This is a genomic window from Pseudomonas sp. WSY_20 (assembly GCF_043104335.1).
Taxonomy (GTDB): Bacteria; Pseudomonadota; Gammaproteobacteria; order Pseudomonadales; family Pseudomonadaceae; genus Aquipseudomonas; species Aquipseudomonas parafulva_B.
The window spans coordinates 206,359-225,642 of sequence record NZ_JBICKP010000017.1; the positions used below are offsets into that span (position 1 = coordinate 206,359).

The window sequence follows — 19,284 nt, forward strand, 5'->3', positions numbered from 1 at the left end:
GCTGTCGCGTCTTTTTACCTTCGTGGCAGGTTGATCCAGCGCAATTTATCGCCGGACACGCGCAGCTACATAACATCAGCTTTTAGGTGCGCAGGCCTGTTTAACGACGTTTTGCGCCTTTTGCATGAGTTTGGCGTCCACGCCATCCTTGCTGTCGAGGTCAGCAATTTCAGCGTCGGAGAAATTCTTCTTGATCGCTTGTGCACCACATTCGCAGTGCTTTTTCGCTGCGGCGGCATCAACGCCCTGGCCAGCGGCAACTTGCGTGCATTGGGCCATATAGGCACCTTCCTTGCCGGCAGGGAAGTTGCCGGCGTTCGCGGCCATTGGCATCAGCAGGGCGCCAGCGGCCGCCAGGGCCAGAAGAGACGGAACTCGCATAACCGATTACTCCTTGGGTCAGTTCTCATCAAGAGTAGTTGTTTCCACACGTCTGATAGGGAAGCTGTCGCGGAAGTTCACCATCAGTGGCAATTTCCAAATATTCCTGCGCGCGGCTCTGACTGCGTGCTAGCATGCCCGGCTTGCAGCTGAGAACGTCCCCGCTGCAGTTCTATTTTCTTTCCAGTCACTCTGGTTCGTCCCCGCAAGCCCAAAGGCTTCTGCCACTGTGAGGCAGGCTTCCCGTCAACGGAAGGCAGGTTCGGATCTTGTACTGGCTCATCCCAACCCACGTGACCTTTGGTAGGGGTCACCACTAGGAGAGGAGGCGCCAATGCCCACCATTACTCTTCCCGATGGCAGCCAACGTTCGTTCGATCACCCCGTGTCCGTTGCCGAGGTCGCCGCATCCATCGGCGCCGGTCTGGCCAAGGCCACCGTTGCCGGCAAGGTAGATGGCAAGCTGGTCGACGCCTGCGACCTGATCCTGAACGACGCTACCCTGCAGATCATCACCCCCAAAGATGAAGAGGGACTGGAGATCATTCGTCACTCGTGCGCCCACCTGGTTGGCCATGCGGTGAAGCAGCTGTATCCGACCGCCAAGATGGTGATCGGCCCGGTGATCGACGAAGGCTTCTACTACGACATCGCTTACGAGCGGCCCTTCACGCCGGATGACCTGGCGGCCATCGAGAAGCGCATGCAGCAGCTGATCGATACTGACTACGACGTCATCAAGAAAATGACCCCGCGCGCCGAAGTCATCGACGTGTTTACTGCCCGTGGCGAAGACTACAAGCTGCGCCTGGTCGAGGACATGCCAAACGAACAGGCCATGGGCCTGTACTACCACGAGGAATACGTGGACATGTGCCGCGGCCCGCACGTGCCCAACACCCGCTTCCTCAAGGCATTCAAGCTGACCAAGCTGTCCGGCGCCTACTGGCGCGGCGATGCCAAGAACGAACAGTTGCAGCGGGTATACGGCACCGCCTGGGCTGACAAGAAGCAGCTGGCGGCCTACATCCAGCGCATCGAAGAAGCCGAGAAGCGCGACCATCGCAAGATCGGTAAGCAGCTCGACCTGTTCCATCTGCAGGAAGAAGCACCGGGCATGGTGTTCTGGCATGCCAATGGCTGGACTGTCTACCAAGTGCTCGAGCAGTACATGCGTAACGTTCAGCGCGAGAACGGTTATCAGGAAATCAAGACCCCGCAAGTGGTCGACCGTATCCTGTGGGAGCGTTCCGGCCACTGGTCCAACTACGCCGAGAACATGTTCACCACCTCGTCCGAGAGCCGTGACTACGCGGTCAAGCCGATGAACTGCCCGTGCCACGTGCAGGTCTTCAACCAGGGGCTCAAGAGCTACCGCGACCTGCCGCTGCGTCTGGCCGAGTTTGGCGCATGCCACCGCAATGAGCCGTCTGGTGCATTGCACGGCATCATGCGTGTGCGTGGCTTCGTACAGGACGATGCCCACATTTTCTGCACCGAAGAACAGGTGAAGAAAGAAGCCGCCGACTTCATCAGGCTGACTCTGGACGTTTACAAGGACTTTGGCTTCAGCGACATCGCCATGAAGCTGTCTACTCGTCCGGCCAAGCGCGTTGGCTCTGAAGAGCTGTGGGACCGTGCCGAGGGAGCGTTGGCCGATGCCCTGAATGAATCTGGCCTGGAGTGGGAATACCAGCCAGGGGAGGGCGCTTTCTACGGGCCGAAGATCGAGTTCACCCTGCGTGACTGCCTTGGCCGTAACTGGCAGTGCGGCACCCTGCAGTACGACCCGAACCTGCCGGAGCGCCTGGACGCCAGCTACATTGCCGAAGACAACAGCCGCGTGCGCCCGGTCATGCTGCACCGCGCCATTTTGGGTTCGTTCGAGCGCTTCATCGGCATGCTGATCGAGCACTACGCCGGCGTATTCCCTGCCTGGCTGGCGCCAACGCAGGCGGTGATTATGAATATCACCGACAAACAGGCCGATTTCGCCCTTGAGGTTGAGAAAACTCTGAATGGTAGCGGTTTCCGTGCCAAGTCGGACTTGAGAAATGAGAAGATCGGCTTTAAAATCCGTGAGCATACTTTGCTCAAGGTCCCGTACCTTTTGGTTATAGGGGACCGCGAAGTCGAAACGCAGACCGTAGCAGTGCGTACTCGCGAAGGCGCTGACCTGGGCTCCATGCCCGTCGCCCAGTTCGCTGAGCTCCTGACGCAAGCGGTTTCCCGGCGTGGTCGCCAAACAACGGAGTAATGACTATTAAGCGTGAAATGAGAAATGATAAACGTGCTGTACCGAAGGCCCCGATCAACGAGAATATCTCGGCCCGCGAGGTTCGGTTAATTGGCGCAGACGGCGAGCAGGTTGGCATCGTCTCGATTGATGAAGCGCTTCGTATCGCTGAAGAAGCGAAGCTGGATCTGGTGGAAATCTCTGCAGACGCGGTTCCACCCGTCTGCAAGGTGATGGACTACGGCAAGCACCTCTTCGAGAAGAAGAAGCAGGCCAACGAAGCCAAGAAAAACCAGAAACAGATCCAGATTAAAGAAATCAAGTTTCGTCCAGGGACGGAAGAAGGGGATTACCAGGTAAAACTACGCAACCTGGTACGTTTCCTTACCGAAGGGGACAAGGCCAAGATCTCTCTGAGATTCCGTGGTCGTGAGATGGCCCACCAGGAGCTGGGCATGGAGCTGTTGAAGCGGGTTGAAGCTGACCTGATCGAATACGGTTCCGTCGAGCAGCATCCTAAGATGGAAGGACGCCAGCTTATGATGGTCATCGCCCCCAAAAAGAAGAAATAATCTCCCGGGCACGGCAGGCCTGATGATTATTGTGTAATTTTTATCGAATGCGGAGTTCCAACATGCCAAAAATGAAAACCAAGAGCGGTGCTGCGAAGCGCTTCCTGAAGACCGCTTCGGGCTTCAAGCACAAGCACGCTTTCAAGAGCCACATCCTGACCAAAATGTCGACCAAGCGTAAGCGTCAACTGCGCGGTGCCAGCTTGCTGCACCCGTCCGACGTGGCAAAAGTCGAGCGCATGCTGCGCGTACGTTAATTCTGGTTAAGATAGAGGAAGTTACTCATGGCTCGTGTTAAGCGTGGCGTCATCGCTCGTAAGCGTCACAAGAAAATTCTGAAACTGGCTAAAGGTTACTACGGTGCACGCTCGCGCGTATTCCGTGTTGCCAAGCAAGCGGTCATCAAGGCAGGCCAATACGCCTACCGCGACCGTCGCCAGAAGAAGCGTCAGTTCCGCGCACTGTGGATCGCTCGTATCAACGCCGGTGCCCGCACCAACGGTCTGTCCTACAGCCGTTTGATTGCTGGCCTGAAAAAGGCTTCGATCGAAATCGACCGTAAGGTTCTGGCCGATCTGGCAGTGAACGAAAAAGCGGCGTTTGCTGCGATTGTCGAGAAAGCTAAAGCCGTTCTGGCTTAAGTACCCGCGACAATCACCCGGCGGCGCCTACGTCGTCGGGCATTGAACGTCATCGATAGGGGAAGAGCCTTCAAAGCTCTTCCCCTATTTTCGTATCTGGAGTCTGTACATGGAAAACCTGGATGCGCTGGTCTCCCAAGCCCTGGAGGCCGTGGAGCGCGCTGAAGACATCAATGCCCTGGAACAGATCCGGGTCAACTATCTCGGCAAGAAGGGCGAGCTGACCCAGGTGATGAAGACCCTGGGCAACCTGCCAGCCGAGGAGCGGCCCAAAGTGGGCGCGCTGATCAATGACGCCAAAGAGCGCGTCACCGTTGTGCTGAACGCACGCAAGGCAGCTTTCGAAGAAGCCGAGCTCAGCGCTCGTCTGGCTGCCGAATGCATTGATGTGACCCTGCCAGGCCGCGGCCAGGCCACCGGTGGCCTGCACCCCATCACCCGTACACTCGAACGCATCGAACAGTTCTTCACGCACATTGGCTACGGCATTGCCGAAGGCCCTGAAGTCGAAGACGACTATCACAACTTCGAAGCGCTCAACATCCCCGGCCACCATCCGGCCCGGGCGATGCACGATACCTTCTACTTCAATGCCAACATGTTGCTGCGTACCCACACCTCGCCGGTGCAGGTGCGGACCATGGAGTCGACCCAGCCACCTATTCGCATTGTCTGTCCTGGCCGCGTCTACCGCTGCGATTCGGATATCACCCACTCGCCGATGTTCCACCAGGTCGAAGGCCTGCTGATCGACCGTGGCATCAATTTCGCCGACCTCAAGGGCACCATCGAAGAATTCCTGCGCGTGTTCTTCGAAAAAGAACTGGCGGTGCGTTTCCGTCCATCGTTCTTCCCCTTCACCGAGCCGTCTGCCGAAGTGGATATCCAGTGCGTCATGTGCTCGGGCAATGGCTGCCGCGTGTGCAAGCAGACCGGCTGGCTGGAAGTAATGGGCTGCGGCATGGTGCACCCGAACGTGTTGCGCATGTCGGGCATTGATCCTGAGCAATTCCAGGGCTTCGCCTTCGGCATGGGTGCCGAGCGCCTGGCCATGCTGCGTTATGGCGTCAACGATCTGCGTTTGTTCTTCGACAACGACCTGCGGTTCTTAGCCCAATTCCGCTAAGCCAATCGACGCAACCTTCAGGAGAAGAACAGCATGAAATTCAGTGAACAGTGGCTGCGCGGTTGGGTAAACCCGCAAGTCTCCCGTGACGAACTGGTGGCCCGCCTGTCCATGGCCGGCCTGGAAGTCGACAGCGTGACCCCCGCTGCCGGCCAGTTCAGCGGTATTGTGGTGGGTGAAATCCTTGCCACTGAACAACACCCAGACGCCGACAAGCTGCGTGTGTGCCAGGTCAGCAATGGTCAGGAATCGTTCCAGGTCGTTTGCGGCGCGCCTAACGCACGGCCAGGGATCAAGATCCCCTTCGCCATGATCGGCGCCGAACTGCCTGGTGACTTCAAGATCAAGAAGGCCAAGCTGCGCGGTGTGGAGTCATTCGGCATGCTCTGCTCGGCGGCCGAACTGCAGATCAGTGAAGAAAACGATGGCCTGCTCGAACTGGCCAGCGATGCACCGGTAGGCGAAGACATTCGCCAGTACCTGAGCCTGGATGATGCCAGCATCGAAATCGGGCTTACGCCCAACCGGGGTGATTGCCTGTCAATCGCCGGCCTGGCGCGCGACGTCAGCGCGCTGTACGACGTGCCGGTTACCCGCCCGCTGGTGCCAGCCGTGGCTGCCGCGCACGACGAAGTGCGCCCAGTCGAGGTCCATGCGCCGGCAGCTTGCCCACGTTACCTGGGGCGGGTCATCCGCAATGTCGACCTGAGCAAGCCGACGCCGCTGTGGATGGTCGAGCGTCTGCGCCGCAGCGACGTGCGCAGCATCGACGCTGCCGTAGACATCACTAACTACGTGATGCTCGAACTCGGCCAGCCGATGCACGCCTTTGACTTGGCAGAGATCAACGGCGGCATTCGCGTACGCATGGCCGAGGAAGGCGAGAAGCTCGTGCTGCTCGACGGCCAGGAAGTTGCACTGCGTGCCGACACCCTGGTCATTGCCGACCACACCCGCGCCCTGGCCATCGCCGGCGTCATGGGCGGCGAGCACAGCGGCGTCGACACCGCTAAAACCCGTGATCTGTTCCTGGAAAGCGCTTTCTTCGAGCCGATTTCCGTTGCAGGCAAGGCCCGCTCCTACGGCCTGCACACCGACGCCTCGCACCGTTATGAGCGCGGCGTCGATTCCCAGTTGGCCCGCGAGGCCATGGAGCGCGCGACCGCATTGCTGCTGGAAGTGGTAGGCGGTGAAGCCGGCCCTATCGTTGAAGCCGTCAGCGAGCAACACTTGCCCCGCATTGCCCCGGTTACCCTGCGTGCCGATCGCATCGCCCAGATGCTTGGCATGGAAATGGACCCGTCCCAGGTCGAGCAGTTGCTCAACAACCTTGGTCTGGCTACCCAGGCAGACGGAGCAGGGCAGTGGACGGTCAACGTTCCGAGCCACCGCTTCGATATCAGCCTCGAAGTCGACCTGATCGAAGAGCTCGCGCGTCTGTACGGTTACAACAACCTGCCCGTGCGCTACCCGCAAGCGCGCCTGGCGCCGCAAGCACGCCCGGAAACCCGTGGCGAGCTGCCAAACCTGCGTCGTCTGCTGGTTGCTCGTGGTTACCAGGAGGCCATTACCTACAGCTTCATCGATCCGAAACTGTTCGAGCTGTTCAGCCCAGGCGTAGAGCCACTGTTGCTGGCCAACCCTATCTCCAGCGACATGGCGGCCATGCGTGCCTCTCTGTGGCCGGGCCTGGTCAAGGCATTGCAGCACAACCTCAATCGCCAGCAGGACCGCGTGCGCTTGTTCGAAAGTGGCCTACGTTTCGTTGGCCAGTTAGGCAACTTGGCACAGGAACCGATGATTGCCGGCGTCGCTACAGGCAGCCGCTTGCCTGAAGGCTGGGCCAACGGCCGCGACACCATCGATTTCTTCGACGTGAAGGCCGATGTGGAAGCCCTGCTGGGTTATTCTGGTGCGTTGGGCGACTTCACCTTCGTCGCTGGCAAGCATCCAGCCTTGCACCCTGGTCAGACCGCCGAAATCCAGCGTGAAGGTAAGACCGTTGGCTATCTGGGCGCGCTTCATCCAGAGCTTGCAAAAGCCCTGGACCTGGACCGCCCGGTCTTCGTTTTCGAGCTGGTGCTGGCCGATGTGGTCGAAGGCCGATTGCCGAAATTCAGCGAGTTGTCCAAGTTCCCGGAAACCCGTCGTGACCTGGCGTTGATCGCAGGTCGTGATGTAGCGTCTCAAGACGTGCTTGACGTAATTCGTGACAATGCAGGCGAATGGCTCACAGACCTCAGGCTGTTTGATGTCTACCAGGGTAAAGGCATTGATCCTGATAGAAAAAGCCTGGCAGTCGGCTTGACCTGGCAGCATCCATCGCGCACTCTTAACGACGATGAGGTGAACACTACCTTGCACACTATCCTCACCTCGCTCGAACAAAGGTTGAACACCACGTTAAGGAAATAACGGCATGGGTGCTCTGACGAAAGCTGAGATGGCCGAGAGGCTGTACGAGGAGCTGGGGCTTAACAAGCGTGAGGCCAAGGAGCTGGTCGAGCTGTTTTTCGAAGAAATTCGGCACGCACTTGAAGAGAACGAGCAGGTCAAGTTGTCCGGTTTCGGCAACTTCGACCTTCGCGATAAACGCCAGCGGCCGGGCCGCAACCCCAAGACTGGGGAAGAAATCCCGATCACCGCACGGCGCGTCGTCACCTTTCGTCCAGGGCAGAAGTTGAAGGCCCGGGTTGAGGCCTATGCTGGAACCAAGCCATAACGACGAACTGCCCCCCATACCGGGCAAACGGTACTTCACCATTGGTGAGGTCAGCGAACTTTGCGCTGTAAAACCGCACGTGTTGCGGTATTGGGAGCAGGAGTTCGATCAGCTCAATCCTGTGAAGCGGCGGGGCAACCGGCGGTATTACCAGCGCCAAGACGTGCTGATGATCCGCCAGATTCGCGCCCTGCTTTACGACCAGGGCTTCACCATTGGCGGGGCGAGGTTGCGGCTTTCCAGTGATGAGGCCAAGGATGAGTCGAGCCAGTACAAACAGCTGATTCGTCAGATGATTGTCGAGTTGGAAGATGTGTTGGTGGTGCTGAAGAAGTGACCGTTGTTTAGGATGAGTGGAAATTTTTGAAAAAAAGCTTCCATTAATCAAAAGGTTAGGGTATATTCTTCATCGTTCTCAGCGGTAACGAGAACATGCTTCAAAGCCCAGTCGGGGCGTAGCGCAGCCCGGTAGCGCACTTGCATGGGGTGCAAGGGGTCGAGTGTTCGAATCACTCCGTCCCGACCATTATATTCAATGACTTAGGCCATTTCCGAAAGGGGTGGCCTTTTTCATGTGCGTGACTTTTACGTAACTTCTCAGGTTGTTACGCCTGCTTCCTCTTCAAAATAGTTAGCACAGGCACGCACGAACCTGTGACCGACAGTTCATTTGCTGCCTCTAAGCCTTGGGCAGTGGCAATTGAGAATGCCTGGATACTCCAGGTGTGAATTGCGGTCACCTTTGACCAGCGGGCCGGCGAGTACCGTGCTTATAGCTGTATGGGGTGTCGGGCGCGTATGGGTAAATGAGCCGGTCGTCAGGTGTTTTCCTGTAATACCGCTTTGAAGTTGCGCCATCCAGACAGAGAGCTACCTTCTAGGTTCACCATTCGAGTACGACTTAAGTCGGAGGAGGCTGGTATGCGGCGCCGTGGCAGCGTTTATTGGGGATGGCTGATGTGAATCTCCATCACCGAGTACACGAAGAAGTGTTGAACGAAGGTACATACATTGATGTGCAGGTATGTCTCTCGCGCACAGGCAGCACTCAATTGTTCATAGGCATTTACGCCTCAGGAGGCTTACCGATCCTGGAAGATGCGTTCAACTCGACCCGGAGAATCCATGACCAGAGCCTTGGCTTGGGGGGTAGGTCGGGCACGCGGTATAGCCATCGATCAGAATGGCGAATTTGATCAGCTAGGCTCTGCGTGAAAGGTTATCTGGCTAATCGACTGCGATCTTAGCCCTTCGAATCAAGCGCAGCGCGAAGTGGGCGGATTGTCTTTTGATTTATCAATGAACTTGAACCTAACCCCCCACTTGGTGAGTCCGCCAAAACCACATCCCGGCTTGAGCGTTTTGCCAAGTACATCGCGCATCAGCTCTTTTGAGCGCTTGCCCGACCAAAATATGAGGTTGGCGATCAGCGTTGAATCGAGAGCTCGGTGGACTTGACCAGTCAGTTGCACATTGGTTTGAAGCAGGTGCGCAAGCATGGCTACCCTGCCGAGTACACGTGCATGTAAGCTTGGATGCCCACACAGATAATTGCAAACAGGAGGTTCGATATGAGCAAGGTAGCCAAACCATTTTACTTCGCTGCAATGCCGCTGCTCGCCGTAGGTGCGGCGTTTGCCGCCGTGGGCGCATCGGGGCAGGCCGCTTTTGGCTACACTGCAGTGGGGATGCTGGTGCCTGGGATGGCATTATTGATCGCCGGGTATCGTCGGCGTTCATGAAGGCTTGCAAGCGGGTGAATACTGGCTTCTTGCAGACCAGATAGATCCACGCGCAGGCTTCACCGCCGGCGCTTCAGTTGCCACCAAATCAAGCAGTCTGCGAGGAATGTCGGCTGTGGTGCCGAGTGCTTAGTGATGTCCAAGGCGGCAGGCAAGCCTGCCACCTTCGAACGGCTTACTTCCAGTCACCGCCTTCAACAATCACCGCAGCAGGATCGGTATCGGCCGCCAGTTGTGCACGCACGTACTGATCATACAACTTGAGCAGGTACTTCTCCTTGCCCAGGCTCGCCAGTTCGGTATTGACCCACTGTTGCAGCTCGGCATTGCCCTTTTTCACCGCTGGCGCGATCGGCGCTTCGTCGCCTAGTTTCTGCGGCAATAGGCGATAGCCCGGGTTCTGCTTGCCCCATCCGAACAGCACCAGGTTGTCTTGCGCATAGGCGTCACCGCGACCATTTGCCAGCGCTTGCAAGGATTCAGAGTTTTTCTCGAACTTGAGCAGCTTCCAGTCCGGGTGATTTTTCGTCAGCCACACGTCAGCAGTTGTTCCTGCAGTGACAATGACGGTTTTGCTTGCCAGGTCATCCAGGCGTTGGACCGTGCTTTTCTCCGGTACCAATGCCTGCACCGCCACACGCAGGTTAGGGTTGGTGAAATCCACTACCTGAGCGCGCTCGGGCGTCACGGTCATGTTGGCCAGGATCAAGTCCACCTTGTCGCTTTGCAGAAACGGAATGCGACTAGCTGGCTCTACCACGACGAATTCGATCTTTTTTTCATCGCCCAGCAGATCCTTTGCAAAGCGGCGGCCAAGGTCCGTGTCGAAGCCAACGTAATCGCCTTGTTCGTTGACAAAACCGAAGGGGGGCTTGTCGCTGAATACGCCTACGATCAATTTATCCCGAGCTTTTATCTTATCCAGATACCCTTCAGCGTGGGCAGCGGCGCTGCCGATTAGCAGACCGACAGCCAGCAGTGGAAAAACGAGGGCAGATTTTAGTTTCACGATGCATTCCTCTTGGGCAGATTTTCTACATAGGAAAACTTCTCCAGAAACTGCTGCGCGCGTGCGGTCTGCGGGGAGCTGAAGAATGTTTCAGGGGTACTCTGTTCAGTGATACGACCGCCGTCCATGAACAGGACCCGGTCAGCCACTGCACGGGCAAAGGCCATTTCATGCGTGACGATCAAAAGCGTCATGCCACTGTCGGCAAGGTCCAGAATCACCTCCAGCACCTCCTTGACCATTTCCGGGTCGAGGGCGGCAGTCACCTCGTCGAACAGCATGACCTTCGGGTGCATGCACAGGGCACGAACAATCGCGATTCGTTGTTGCTGACCGCCAGACAATTCGCGGGGCCAGGCATCGCGCTTGTCCAGCAGTCCAACCCGCGCAAGCAGCGTTTCGGCCTGGGCGCGCACTTGGTGAACGGGGCGTTTTTGCACGTTGACAGGGCCCAGCAAAATATTGTCAAGCACGGTCATGTGCGGGAACAGGTGATAGCTTTGAAATACCATGCCTATCTCTTGGCGCACCGCACGCCAACCGCCATTGCCGGGCAATTGGCGTCCAGCAAAGCGGTATGTTCCCGCGTGACCCAGTTCGAGGCCATTCAGGCAGCGCAGCAAGGTACTTTTGCCGCAGCCGCTGGGGCCGAGAATCACTACCACCTCACCCTCACGAACGGACAGGTCGATATGGTTTAAAACCGGATTACTGCCAAAGTTCTTGGAGAATCCCGCCAGTTCGATCAATGCAGTCATGAGTGATTCCACCGCCGTTCGAGCACACGCGACGCGGCTGACAGCGGATAACAGGCCAGAAAGAAGAATGCGAAGAGAAACCCGTAGATCAGCACCGATTCATAGGTACGCTCGATGATCTGCTGTCCGATCTTGATCACGTCCACCACGCCAATCAGCACTGCCAGCGAACTTGTCTTGATCAGCCGCGTGAACACGTTGATCAGCGGGGGCGTCATTCTGCGCAAGGCTTGGGGCAGGAGCACTTTGACGTATAATTGCGGCAGGTTCAGGCCGATCGCCAGGCCCGCCTCACGTTGGCCGCGGGGTAGGGAGCGTAGCGCGCCACGGACCACCTCACCCACTTCGCAAGCGCCCCATAGCGACAGCACCAGCACAGCGCACCAAAATCCCGAAATACTCCATCCCAGAAAGATCGGCATACCGAAGAAAAACAGGTAAAGCCAGACCAGCACCGGTATGGCCCTGAACATCTCCAGGTAGACGATCAGCACAACGTCGATCCAGCGCACCTCCAAGTTGCGCACTACGCCGTAGAGCATCCCGCCCAAGCTGCTGAACACTATGGCCAGCAACGAGATTCCTAGTGTGCGGCCTATGCCGATCGCCAGTTGTGGCGCGGACACCCACAACAGATCAATGCCCGAACTGGCCATGTTGCAACCTCCTTTCTAACGTACGCAGCAGCAGCGATAGCGGGACGAACAGCAGAACGCAGAGCAGCGTCATGACCGCAAGCATTTCGTAGGTCTTGTAGTAAAGGGCGATATAGTTCTTGGTGGTGTAGAGGATCTCCGGCACCGCTACAGCAGACACTACTGTGGTTTCCTTGAGCAGAAACACGAAGTTGGCGAACAGCGCCGGTGTACTGAGGATGCCGGCCTGCGGCAGGATGACGTGGCGAAGCAACTGCCAGCGAGACAGACCAATGGCCAGACCTGCCTCGATCTGGGCGGCAGGCACGGCGTCAATGCCCGCGCGCAGAATTTCCGTGAGGTAGGCGCCACCGAGGAAGGTCATGGCGATGATCGCCGAAGCGAACCCAGAGACCCGTATGCCGATGCTGGGCAAGGCGAAGTAGATGAAAAACAGTTGGATCAGCAGCGGCGTGTTCCGTGCAATTTCAACGTACACCCGCACCATCGGTTGAAGCACAGGCACTCGGAACATCACAATCGCGGCGTTTAGAGATGCCACGCCGAGTGACGTGACGATGGCAATCAGCCCCACTTGTAATGTGACGCCGACTGCCGAAACGAACGCGGGTAAGGTGGACAGGGCGAAAGCAACATCGAAACTCATTATGTGAAACCGACAGGAAGTTGACCAAGTCATAGGCCGCTGCCTAGTAGTGCGCAGTGACAGCCCAGTAGATGAAATGACTTGTTACATCAAAGTCACCTGTCAGAATCTAATGGAATAAAAGAAATTTCTTAAATATCTTTTATGAATAACAATATGCCATCACCTAGCGCCTACCGAGCGATGGTGCCATTCAGGGGGGTATTAGACTGGAGCGTCTGCTTCATGGGACATCAGGGTGGGCGAGCCCGCAAGCATGTACGAAACAAAGCTTGTTGCCCTCAATATCCCTGCAGTAGGCACCGTAGTAGTCCTGCCCATACTGCGGCCTCAACCCAGGTGCGCCCTCATCCTGAGCACCCATCGCCAACGCTGTGCGCCATGCCGCCTGCACCTGATCCTGTGAGCTGGCGGCAAAGCTTATTTGCACGCCGTTGCCCCATGTCGCAGGCAGTCCGTTGAATGGCAGTTGCACATAGAACTGCGGCCATTCCCTGTCCGGCCTTTGCCATCCAGCGCCGCAGGGGCCGCCATCGTGGTTGTCGGGCATGCGGACAAGCCCCAGGGTGGCGAGTACGGCATCGTAGAACCTGATCATGGCCGGCAGGTCCCGAGCACCGAGCTGAATGTGGCTGAACATAAACGCTCCAGAAGACCTGTTGATCGACAGCAGTTACACACAGCTCATCTGAGAAACGCAATGCCATCACTCACCAAGCCGAACTTCACACTACGGTGTCCTGCCCCAGCGAGCTTCAGTCTGACCGCCGATGCGGTGTTGCGCCAAGTAGCGCTCATGTAGCCCTCATTTGGCAAATGCCGCAACGATTGCGTCCACTACAACCCTCACCCTTGCCGTGTGCGCCAGGTCCCGATGCAGCACAAGCCAGGCTTCATATGGCGTGGCCCGCTTACGATCAGGCCAAATTCGCACCAAACTGGTATCTCGCCGGGCCATGTATTCCGGCAACTCACCGAGGGCCAGGCCGGCGCGTACGAAGGTTGCCAGCATGAGGCTCGAGTCCAGCTCCGCGACAACACAGCCTGCGGATCTGGGTTCTCCTGCCAGCGTGTCATCCTGACGCTCGGTTACACCTTTCTGGTAGAGGGCGATGTCATGCCCCACCAGGGCGCTACCAGGCTCTGGCTTCCCACGCAATTTAAGGTAGCGCTGTGTCGCATACAGTCCGACAGTCCAGTGAGCCAGCCGTCGCACGATCAGGTCAGGTTGTTCTGGGCGTACCGTGCGCACGGCTATATCGGCCTCTCTGCGCCCCAAGTCCAATAGCCGGGTAGTGGTGGTCAGAATGACCCGCACCTCAGGATGAGTGGCCCGCAGTTGCTCGATCGCGGGTATGACGAAATCAACGGCCAGCGCATCGGTGGTGGTGACGCGCACCTCACCCGACGGATGAGGGTCGCTGCCTTCAGCCTGGCGCTCGAAGGAGACGGCCATCCGCTCCATTTCCTCAGCCTTTTGTACGAGCTGTTGTCCGGTGGTCGTCAACGCCAGCCCCCCAGTGCTGCGGAGGAATAGACGGCTGCTCAAGGTTTGCTCAAGCCCCGCCAGCCGCCGACCGACCGTAGTCTGGTCGATGCCCAAAGCTTTGGCTGCAGCCCGCAGGGTGCCGGCGCGGTGCACTGCGAGGAAAATGCGTATGTCATCCCAATTCATCGTGGCGCGCTTCCTGAAGATGCAAATATGCAGCCCTGGGCTGCGATTACGTGCATTTTCGCATTGATGCAGGCTGCATAACATAGCGAGGTTCATTCATCGTCCATCACGCAGCCGGCCCAAGCCGGATGCCAGGGAGCACAATGCCTCGCTTATCCTTCATCCTGACAGTCGCCATGCTGAGCGCCTTCGGCCTCGTCGCCTCGGATATCTATCTACCCGCGATGCCCGGCATGGCTACTGAATTTGGCATTGCCAGTTGGCAAATGCCGCAAACCGTTTCGTTCTATCTACTGGCACTGGCCATTGCGCAGTTGGCTTATGGCCCAATGTCAGACCGAGGAGGACGCAAGCCAGCGCTGCTTGCCGGTGGCGTTCTCTATCTGCTGGGCTCCGTGGGCTGCGCGCTGTCCAGCAGCTACATGGACTTCATCGCGTGGCGCATGGTGGAAGCGGTGGGCGCGGCGGCGGGGCTGGTGATTGGTCGTGCGTTGATCGCCGACACCTGCGACAAGCGAACCTCGGCGAAAGTCTATGCCGTGATTTACCCCCTCGTATCACTCTCGCCGGCATTGGCCCCGGCAATCGGTGGGCACTTGGCCGTCGCATTCGGCTGGCGAGCCGACTTTCTGTTCGTCGCAGCATTCGGGGCGCTAGCGCTGCTTTTGGCGCTGTTTTTAATACCTGAAACGCTACCGGTCGCGGCGCGGAGCAGGAACGCCCCCTTTGCGGGTTTTAGCCGTGTGCTGGGTGACCGCAGCTTTTGCCGCTACACGTTAGTGGTGTGTTCTATCTATTGTGCTTGGTTCGTTTATCTGACGCAGTCGCCGTTCCTTTTCGTACAAGCAGGCTTGAGCGAGGCGCAAAGCGGTTGGCTGTATATGCCGCTTACCTTGGGCATCATCGGGGCCAACCTGTTGGCCCGGCGGCTGCTTGACCGCTTACCTTACGACCGGATCGTTGCGATCGGCATCACCTGCTTCGTACTCGGCGCCATGGCGTTTCTCCTGGCGTACGCCATGGGGTGGCACAGCGTTACGGCCGTGGTGCTGCCTATGTGCCTGGTCAGCCTGGCCAATGGGTCATCGCTTTCACTGGCAATCTCAGGTGCTATCGCCAGTGAACATGGGCATGCAGCCACCGCTTCGGGGTTGGTGGGGTTTTGCCAGATTGGCAGCGCAGCCGTTGTGGCGATGGGTGTGAGCGCGGTATTAGGCACAGGTTTCGGTGTGCTCGCCGGGGCGGTGGCGGTGTTGAGCTGTTTGGCATTGTTTGCTTGCATGCCGTCGCTCTATCGCAAGCAACCGGCGCAGCCAGGGTAGCGCTCGGGCGGGCCTGCACGCTTAATGCTGGCCCAGCGCTCGCTGACTCAAGCAGAGCTTTCAGCGTTTCGAGCTCATGCAGAGACGTCAGCATCAGCACCGAAGAGGGCGACCTGGAACCCAGTGACAAGGCCTGTTGCACTACAGCGGCCGCGCACGTAGCGTACTCGGTGGCCTGGATCAAAATGTCTTCTAGGCAGGCATTGTGGGGAGGGGGGCGGGGACGATCTTGAGCATGGTTCAACTCCAACGTAGGGAGTGGAGCCGCCTCACTGTTGCTGTCAAACAATAGGGTGGCAGCTGTACGCGGGTTGACAGACCGAGACGTTGGCACTGGGCGCACCACAGGGGTGCCCACACGTACAGCCACCATAGAAAGTGTGCACCTGAAGGCAACGTCAGGGATCTGTCAAAACCGGTCGCTGAATTGGCAGCGACCTGGCGAGACTAGATTCCGCGCACCTCAAAACTGGTGGGTCCCCAGGCAGGAAGTGCCGGTGCTCATCCAGGGCTGCCTGGAAGCCCTGGATGCCGCAGTCACTATGTCCGACGGGGGCTGTGCCCCCGCCGCCCCTCAGAAGCGAACCGTGATGCCTGCATTGACCGAATGGAACCGTGTATCAGAACCAAACTGCCCTTGATACGACAGCCCTACATCAGTCTGACGGTTCAGCTGTACCTTTGCCCCCACTTCAGTGAGTGTCACGTTTCGCGTCTGCGCAATCCCTTGCACCTCAAAGTTCGGTCCACCGGCAAACGCCTGCTCATTGCGTGGGTCCAGGTCGCCGTAGGCCCGGCGCCAGCCCAGCGAGCCGAACAGCTGCGTATCGTGATTGGCCACACGTGTGTGGGTTGAAGCCCGCATGCCGACCGTGGAGAACCAGGTGTCCTGTTTCTCGCTCGATACGTTCAGCGCCGCTGCGCCGCCCTTTTCGCGGAAACGGTCGGCGTCGTAGTTCACGTGGGACACCCCTACGAACGGCTCCAACGCCACCGCGCCCAGGCCGATGCGGTAGGCCGCCTCGCCACTGGCTTGCAGCGTTTTGGCGTCGCGCTTGCCCTTGAGGTGGTCGCTGTAACCGGCAAACGCCACGTTGCGGCTGCTGTCGAGCTTGTGCCAGGTGTAGCCCACATCTGCACTCAGGCGCAGCGCGTCGATCTGGGCGCCGGTGTACAGGCCCAGGTGATAGTTGTCACTGTGGCCCTTGGCATCGCGGTCATCGGCATCGAACTTGGAGCGGCTGTAACCGCCGTACACGCCGGCACGCCAGTCCTGGGTAATGCTGCCGTCCGCGCCGATCAGCACACCACCGGTGCGTTGGTGCAGGCCGCTGGCGCCGCTGTTGCCATCGAGCTTCGACCAGTTGCCGAACACTTGCGCCCACGCGCCGCCTTGCGCCTCGGGGGTGGCCGGCATCAGGTTCGATGCCCCTGGCGGCATGCGCACGGTGTTAGTGTCCAACAGGCCGCGTACGCGGGTGCCGAGCACGCCCGACACGACTTGACTATTGGCAATCAGCGCGGTGCCCGTGCTGCTGTGATAATCAGCGGACAGTTGGTCGATGGCATTGCGGGCACTGGCTGCATCCAGTACCAGCAAGTTGTTGTACAGGCGCAGCGGGTCGCCGCTCTGTTGCAATGCACTCAGGGCGCCCGCCGTATTCCACTGGTTCTGTGTGAGCGCCACCGTCTGGAAGATGCCCGGGGTGCCTGTGGTTGGCGGTTGCACCGGCGGCTGAACGGGTGGCTGTACCGGTGGTTCTACTGGGGGCTCGACCGGCGGCTGTACCGGGGGCTCGACAGGCGGTTCTACAGGCGGCTGCACCGGGGGTTCAACAGGCGGCTCGACCGGCGGCTGTACGGGCGGTTCGACCGGGGGCTCTACAGGCGGCTGTACCGGCGGCTTCACGGGAGGCTCTACAGGCGGCTCCACGGGTGGTTCAACAGGCGGTGTAGTGCCTTTCTGCGCAATGGTCAGGTTCAGCTCATTGGCGGTGCGCTGCAGGCTGACATTGAGAAATGCCGAGTTGGTAAACGCTTGCGCATACGCGGTACCTGCCGCTGCGCCCTCCACCACACCGCCTTGAGCGGCCAGCAGGGTATAGGTTTGCCCGGTCTGGTAGCTTTGAGCGTCGTTGAGTGTGGTCACGTCCACACGCGTACCGCGCAGGGTGGCGCTGCCGCTTACGTTGACGCGGTCCGAGCCGCCATTGCCAGCAATGTCGGCGGCGTACCTGGAGCCTTCTGCCATGTCCAGGTCGCCCTTGATGTTCAAGGTGCCCAGTGCTGCTTCACCTGGCGACAGCGTACCGCCCGAGGCCACTTGCGTGCTCCCGACCTGTCCGTTACCCGCCAGCACGCCACCGGCCAATACTTGGGCACGGTTGCTGTAGTTGCCTGAAGCGTCGGTATGCCCAACGGTACCGTTGACCACCAAGGTGCCGTTGCCCACGCTCAGCAATGATGTGCCTCGTGGGTTGGTCTGGTCCACGTCGCCGCCCAGTACCAGCCGCCCACCACGTACCACCGTGCTCCCCGAAAGGCCGGTCAGGTCGCCGCCCAAGGTGGTGTCGCCGCTGAACGCGTACACACGGCCAGCGCCACTGATGCGGTTGTTCACTTGCAGGTTGCTGTCGGTGTGGTTGAACGCCAGCGCACCGCTGCCGGCGCCGAAGCGAATGGCCGTTTGCGGGTCGAGGCGGCCCGCCGCCTGGGCGGTACCGGCGCTGATGGCATCGATGTCGGTACGCGCATCGTCCCGCACGACGGCGCCACCGATGCTGAGCGTGCCACGGGCGGCGGAGTTGATGCTGGTCAGCTCGCTGATGTCGATCCCGTCGGTGCTGCTCAGCTCGGCGCCGTTGGACAGGGTCAGGATGGTGCTGGAAGTCGTGGTGCCCAGTGTCATGGCACGCGTGGCCAGGCGGGTGCCTTCACCGGAGACATTGACCTGGGTGTTGCGGCTGACGTTGGCCGACCCCAGCGCCATGGAGTCGCTGGTCAACACGGCGCCGTCGCTCAGGCTCAGGTCGTTGCGGTTTCTGAAGGTGCCGGTGTTGTCCCAGCGCGTGCCAGCGCCCGACAGTTCGCTGATCGAGTTGATGGCCACACGCTCACTGGCCAGTTGCCCGCCATCCTTGAGGTTGATGCGCGAGTCGTACAGGAACACGCCACCGGAGGTGACGTTGACCGTGTCCACTTTTGAGCCCTGGCCGCTGACCAGCAGGTTGGCCCGGGACAGTGCGTTGCCGGCATTGCCATTGTCGCTCAGCTGCAGGTCCCGGACCGACACCTGCCCGCCGCCAAGCACGTTGAGAGTGCCTTGCCCGGCGCCGCCGATCACGATGGTGTTGCCCAGCACCGCGCCGGTGCGTGGCACGTTCCAACGTGTACCAGGGCCCTGTACGACGACCGTGGCCATGGCCGTACTGGCAGCGTCGTTGGTGGACGATCCACCGATCCGGCCGCCGAAGCTGGTGACTTGGGCGCCATTGTTGAGGGTGAGGGTGGACGGCGTGCCGTTGCTGGGGCGTAGCACCACAGCGCCATCAATGCCTCGGTCGCTGCTGAAAGTGTCCTGACCGCTGTCGAGCACGTAGTCGGCTGCGTACGCGCCGGGGGCCAGGGCGAGCGTAATCGCGAAGGTGAGGGGTGATAACTTGAATAAGGGGTTCATAACGGCTCCGGAGACTCCATGAGATGCCACCAGCGTGGCCACCGCGCCCCAAGGGCTTGGCGTTCCTGTGTACGGCGGTAAACAGGGGGAGTATCGGGAGCGACCCAAGACGGTGAAATAGT

The 19,284-nt window shown here is 59.2% G+C and carries 19 protein-coding genes, 1 tRNA gene and 2 pseudogenes; 12 read left to right on the forward strand and 10 right to left on the reverse strand.

Features of this window, described 5'->3' with window-relative positions; genetic code table 11:
- Positions 1–75: 75 nt before the first annotated feature.
- Positions 76–381, reverse strand: coding sequence for a hypothetical protein (locus tag ACF8E5_RS04105; protein ID WP_058637782.1), 306 nt, complete (start codon positions 379–381; stop codon positions 76–78).
- Positions 382–715: 334 nt separating this feature from the next.
- Here ACF8E5_RS04105 and thrS point away from each other — a divergent pair, with 334 nt between their 5' ends.
- From thrS to ACF8E5_RS04155, 10 genes and pseudogenes are all read left to right on the forward strand, one after another.
- A complete protein-coding gene (gene thrS / locus ACF8E5_RS04110; protein WP_058637781.1) occupies positions 716–2,638 on the forward strand; it encodes a threonine--tRNA ligase in 1,923 nt (640 codons plus the stop codon).
- Entirely contained in the window at positions 2,638–3,189 is a 552-nt protein-coding gene (gene infC / locus ACF8E5_RS04115) for a translation initiation factor IF-3 (protein WP_178091251.1), read from the forward strand. The genes thrS and infC overlap by 1 nt, the downstream gene beginning before the upstream one ends.
- A gap of 62 nt (positions 3,190–3,251) precedes the next feature.
- On the forward strand, positions 3,252–3,446 hold the full coding sequence (gene rpmI / locus ACF8E5_RS04120) for a 50S ribosomal protein L35 (protein ID WP_003250667.1): 195 nt from the start codon (positions 3,252–3,254) through the stop codon (positions 3,444–3,446).
- 27 nt (positions 3,447–3,473) lie between these two features.
- Positions 3,474–3,830, forward strand: coding sequence for a 50S ribosomal protein L20 (gene rplT, locus ACF8E5_RS04125; protein WP_003250671.1), 357 nt, complete (start codon positions 3,474–3,476; stop codon positions 3,828–3,830).
- 109 nt (positions 3,831–3,939) lie between these two features.
- On the forward strand, positions 3,940–4,956 hold the full coding sequence (pheS, locus tag ACF8E5_RS04130) for a phenylalanine--tRNA ligase subunit alpha (protein ID WP_058603341.1): 1,017 nt from the start codon (positions 3,940–3,942) through the stop codon (positions 4,954–4,956).
- A gap of 33 nt (positions 4,957–4,989) precedes the next feature.
- Entirely contained in the window at positions 4,990–7,371 is a 2,382-nt protein-coding gene (pheT, locus tag ACF8E5_RS04135; protein WP_392474942.1) for a phenylalanine--tRNA ligase subunit beta, read from the forward strand.
- Positions 7,372–7,375: 4 nt separating this feature from the next.
- A complete protein-coding gene (gene ihfA, locus ACF8E5_RS04140; protein ID WP_003250679.1) occupies positions 7,376–7,678 on the forward strand; it encodes an integration host factor subunit alpha in 303 nt (100 codons plus the stop codon).
- Positions 7,659–8,015 carry a MerR family transcriptional regulator gene (locus ACF8E5_RS04145; RefSeq protein ID WP_003250681.1) on the forward strand — a complete coding sequence of 119 codons (357 nt, stop codon included), beginning with the start codon at positions 7,659–7,661 and terminating at the stop codon, positions 8,013–8,015. Before ihfA ends, ACF8E5_RS04145 begins: the two co-directional genes overlap by 20 nt.
- 112 nt (positions 8,016–8,127) lie before the next feature.
- Positions 8,128–8,204: transfer RNA gene (locus tag ACF8E5_RS04150), tRNA-Pro, on the forward strand.
- 395 nt (positions 8,205–8,599) lie between these two features.
- Positions 8,600–8,893, forward strand: a pseudogene (locus ACF8E5_RS04155) (hypothetical protein).
- 41 nt (positions 8,894–8,934) lie between these two features.
- Here ACF8E5_RS04155 and ACF8E5_RS04160 read toward each other — a convergent pair.
- Complete coding sequence (locus ACF8E5_RS04160) at positions 8,935–9,177, reverse strand: hypothetical protein (RefSeq protein ID WP_196125596.1); 243 nt, start codon at positions 9,175–9,177, stop codon at positions 8,935–8,937.
- Positions 9,178–9,249: 72 nt separating this feature from the next.
- Between ACF8E5_RS04160 and ACF8E5_RS04165 the strand changes: the two genes are divergently transcribed.
- Positions 9,250–9,420: a hypothetical protein gene (locus tag ACF8E5_RS04165; protein WP_178091252.1), complete on the forward strand. Its 171-nt coding sequence runs from the start codon at positions 9,250–9,252 to the stop codon at positions 9,418–9,420.
- A gap of 175 nt (positions 9,421–9,595) precedes the next feature.
- Here ACF8E5_RS04165 and ACF8E5_RS04170 read toward each other — a convergent pair whose 3' ends face one another.
- From ACF8E5_RS04170 to ACF8E5_RS04195, 6 genes are all read right to left on the reverse strand, one after another.
- Positions 9,596–10,429: a transporter substrate-binding domain-containing protein gene (locus tag ACF8E5_RS04170; RefSeq protein WP_392474944.1), complete on the reverse strand. Its 834-nt coding sequence runs from the start codon at positions 10,427–10,429 to the stop codon at positions 9,596–9,598.
- On the reverse strand, positions 10,426–11,187 hold the full coding sequence (locus ACF8E5_RS04175; RefSeq protein ID WP_145254863.1) for an amino acid ABC transporter ATP-binding protein: 762 nt from the start codon (positions 11,185–11,187) through the stop codon (positions 10,426–10,428). The genes ACF8E5_RS04170 and ACF8E5_RS04175 overlap by 4 nt, the downstream gene beginning before the upstream one ends.
- Positions 11,184–11,843 carry an amino acid ABC transporter permease gene (locus tag ACF8E5_RS04180; RefSeq protein ID WP_058639939.1) on the reverse strand — a complete coding sequence of 220 codons (660 nt, stop codon included), beginning with the start codon at positions 11,841–11,843 and terminating at the stop codon, positions 11,184–11,186. The genes ACF8E5_RS04175 and ACF8E5_RS04180 overlap by 4 nt, the downstream gene beginning before the upstream one ends.
- Entirely contained in the window at positions 11,824–12,489 is a 666-nt protein-coding gene (locus ACF8E5_RS04185) for an amino acid ABC transporter permease (protein ID WP_078478466.1), read from the reverse strand. Before ACF8E5_RS04185 ends, ACF8E5_RS04180 begins: the two co-directional genes overlap by 20 nt.
- A 223-nt stretch (positions 12,490–12,712) precedes the next feature.
- On the reverse strand, positions 12,713–13,129 hold the full coding sequence (locus ACF8E5_RS04190; RefSeq protein ID WP_196121455.1) for a VOC family protein: 417 nt from the start codon (positions 13,127–13,129) through the stop codon (positions 12,713–12,715).
- 165 nt (positions 13,130–13,294) lie between these two features.
- Complete coding sequence (locus tag ACF8E5_RS04195; RefSeq protein WP_392474945.1) at positions 13,295–14,164, reverse strand: LysR family transcriptional regulator; 870 nt, start codon at positions 14,162–14,164, stop codon at positions 13,295–13,297.
- 143 nt (positions 14,165–14,307) lie between these two features.
- Between ACF8E5_RS04195 and ACF8E5_RS04200 the strand changes: the two genes are divergently transcribed.
- A complete protein-coding gene (locus ACF8E5_RS04200) occupies positions 14,308–15,486 on the forward strand; it encodes a multidrug effflux MFS transporter (protein WP_326383597.1) in 1,179 nt (392 codons plus the stop codon).
- Between the two features lie 34 nt (positions 15,487–15,520).
- On the opposite strand, the pseudogene ACF8E5_RS04205 reads toward ACF8E5_RS04200, so the two are convergent.
- Together ACF8E5_RS04205 and ACF8E5_RS04210 are read right to left on the reverse strand one after the other, a co-directional pair.
- Positions 15,521–15,723, reverse strand: a pseudogene (locus ACF8E5_RS04205) (hypothetical protein); the annotation flags it as partial.
- Between the two features lie 337 nt (positions 15,724–16,060).
- Positions 16,061–19,081 carry an autotransporter domain-containing protein gene (locus ACF8E5_RS04210; protein WP_392474949.1) on the reverse strand — a complete coding sequence of 1,007 codons (3,021 nt, stop codon included), beginning with the start codon at positions 19,079–19,081 and terminating at the stop codon, positions 16,061–16,063.
- Between the last annotated feature and the right edge of the window lie 203 nt (positions 19,082–19,284).

Coding starts and splice junctions, on each gene's coding strand:
- pheT (WP_392474942.1), top strand. CDS start 4,990: ATGAAATTCAGTGAACAGTGGCTGCGCGGTTGGGTAAACCCGCAAGTC.
- ACF8E5_RS04105 (WP_058637782.1), bottom strand. CDS start 381: ATGCGAGTTCCGTCTCTTCTGGCCCTGGCGGCCGCTGGCGCCCTGCTG.
- thrS (WP_058637781.1), top strand. CDS start 716: ATGCCCACCATTACTCTTCCCGATGGCAGCCAACGTTCGTTCGATCAC.
- ACF8E5_RS04165 (WP_178091252.1), top strand. CDS start 9,250: ATGAGCAAGGTAGCCAAACCATTTTACTTCGCTGCAATGCCGCTGCTC.
- ACF8E5_RS04190 (WP_196121455.1), bottom strand. CDS start 13,129: ATGTTCAGCCACATTCAGCTCGGTGCTCGGGACCTGCCGGCCATGATC.
- ihfA (WP_003250679.1), top strand. CDS start 7,376: ATGGGTGCTCTGACGAAAGCTGAGATGGCCGAGAGGCTGTACGAGGAG.
- pheS (WP_058603341.1), top strand. CDS start 3,940: ATGGAAAACCTGGATGCGCTGGTCTCCCAAGCCCTGGAGGCCGTGGAG.
- rplT (WP_003250671.1), top strand. CDS start 3,474: ATGGCTCGTGTTAAGCGTGGCGTCATCGCTCGTAAGCGTCACAAGAAA.
- ACF8E5_RS04175 (WP_145254863.1), bottom strand. CDS start 11,187: ATGACTGCATTGATCGAACTGGCGGGATTCTCCAAGAACTTTGGCAGT.
- ACF8E5_RS04195 (WP_392474945.1), bottom strand. CDS start 14,164: ATGAATTGGGATGACATACGCATTTTCCTCGCAGTGCACCGCGCCGGC.
- ACF8E5_RS04185 (WP_078478466.1), bottom strand. CDS start 12,489: ATGAGTTTCGATGTTGCTTTCGCCCTGTCCACCTTACCCGCGTTCGTT.
- rpmI (WP_003250667.1), top strand. CDS start 3,252: ATGCCAAAAATGAAAACCAAGAGCGGTGCTGCGAAGCGCTTCCTGAAG.
- ACF8E5_RS04160 (WP_196125596.1), bottom strand. CDS start 9,177: ATGCTTGCGCACCTGCTTCAAACCAATGTGCAACTGACTGGTCAAGTC.
- infC (WP_178091251.1), top strand. CDS start 2,638: ATGACTATTAAGCGTGAAATGAGAAATGATAAACGTGCTGTACCGAAG.
- ACF8E5_RS04180 (WP_058639939.1), bottom strand. CDS start 11,843: ATGGCCAGTTCGGGCATTGATCTGTTGTGGGTGTCCGCGCCACAACTG.
- ACF8E5_RS04145 (WP_003250681.1), top strand. CDS start 7,659: ATGCTGGAACCAAGCCATAACGACGAACTGCCCCCCATACCGGGCAAA.
- ACF8E5_RS04200 (WP_326383597.1), top strand. CDS start 14,308: ATGCCTCGCTTATCCTTCATCCTGACAGTCGCCATGCTGAGCGCCTTC.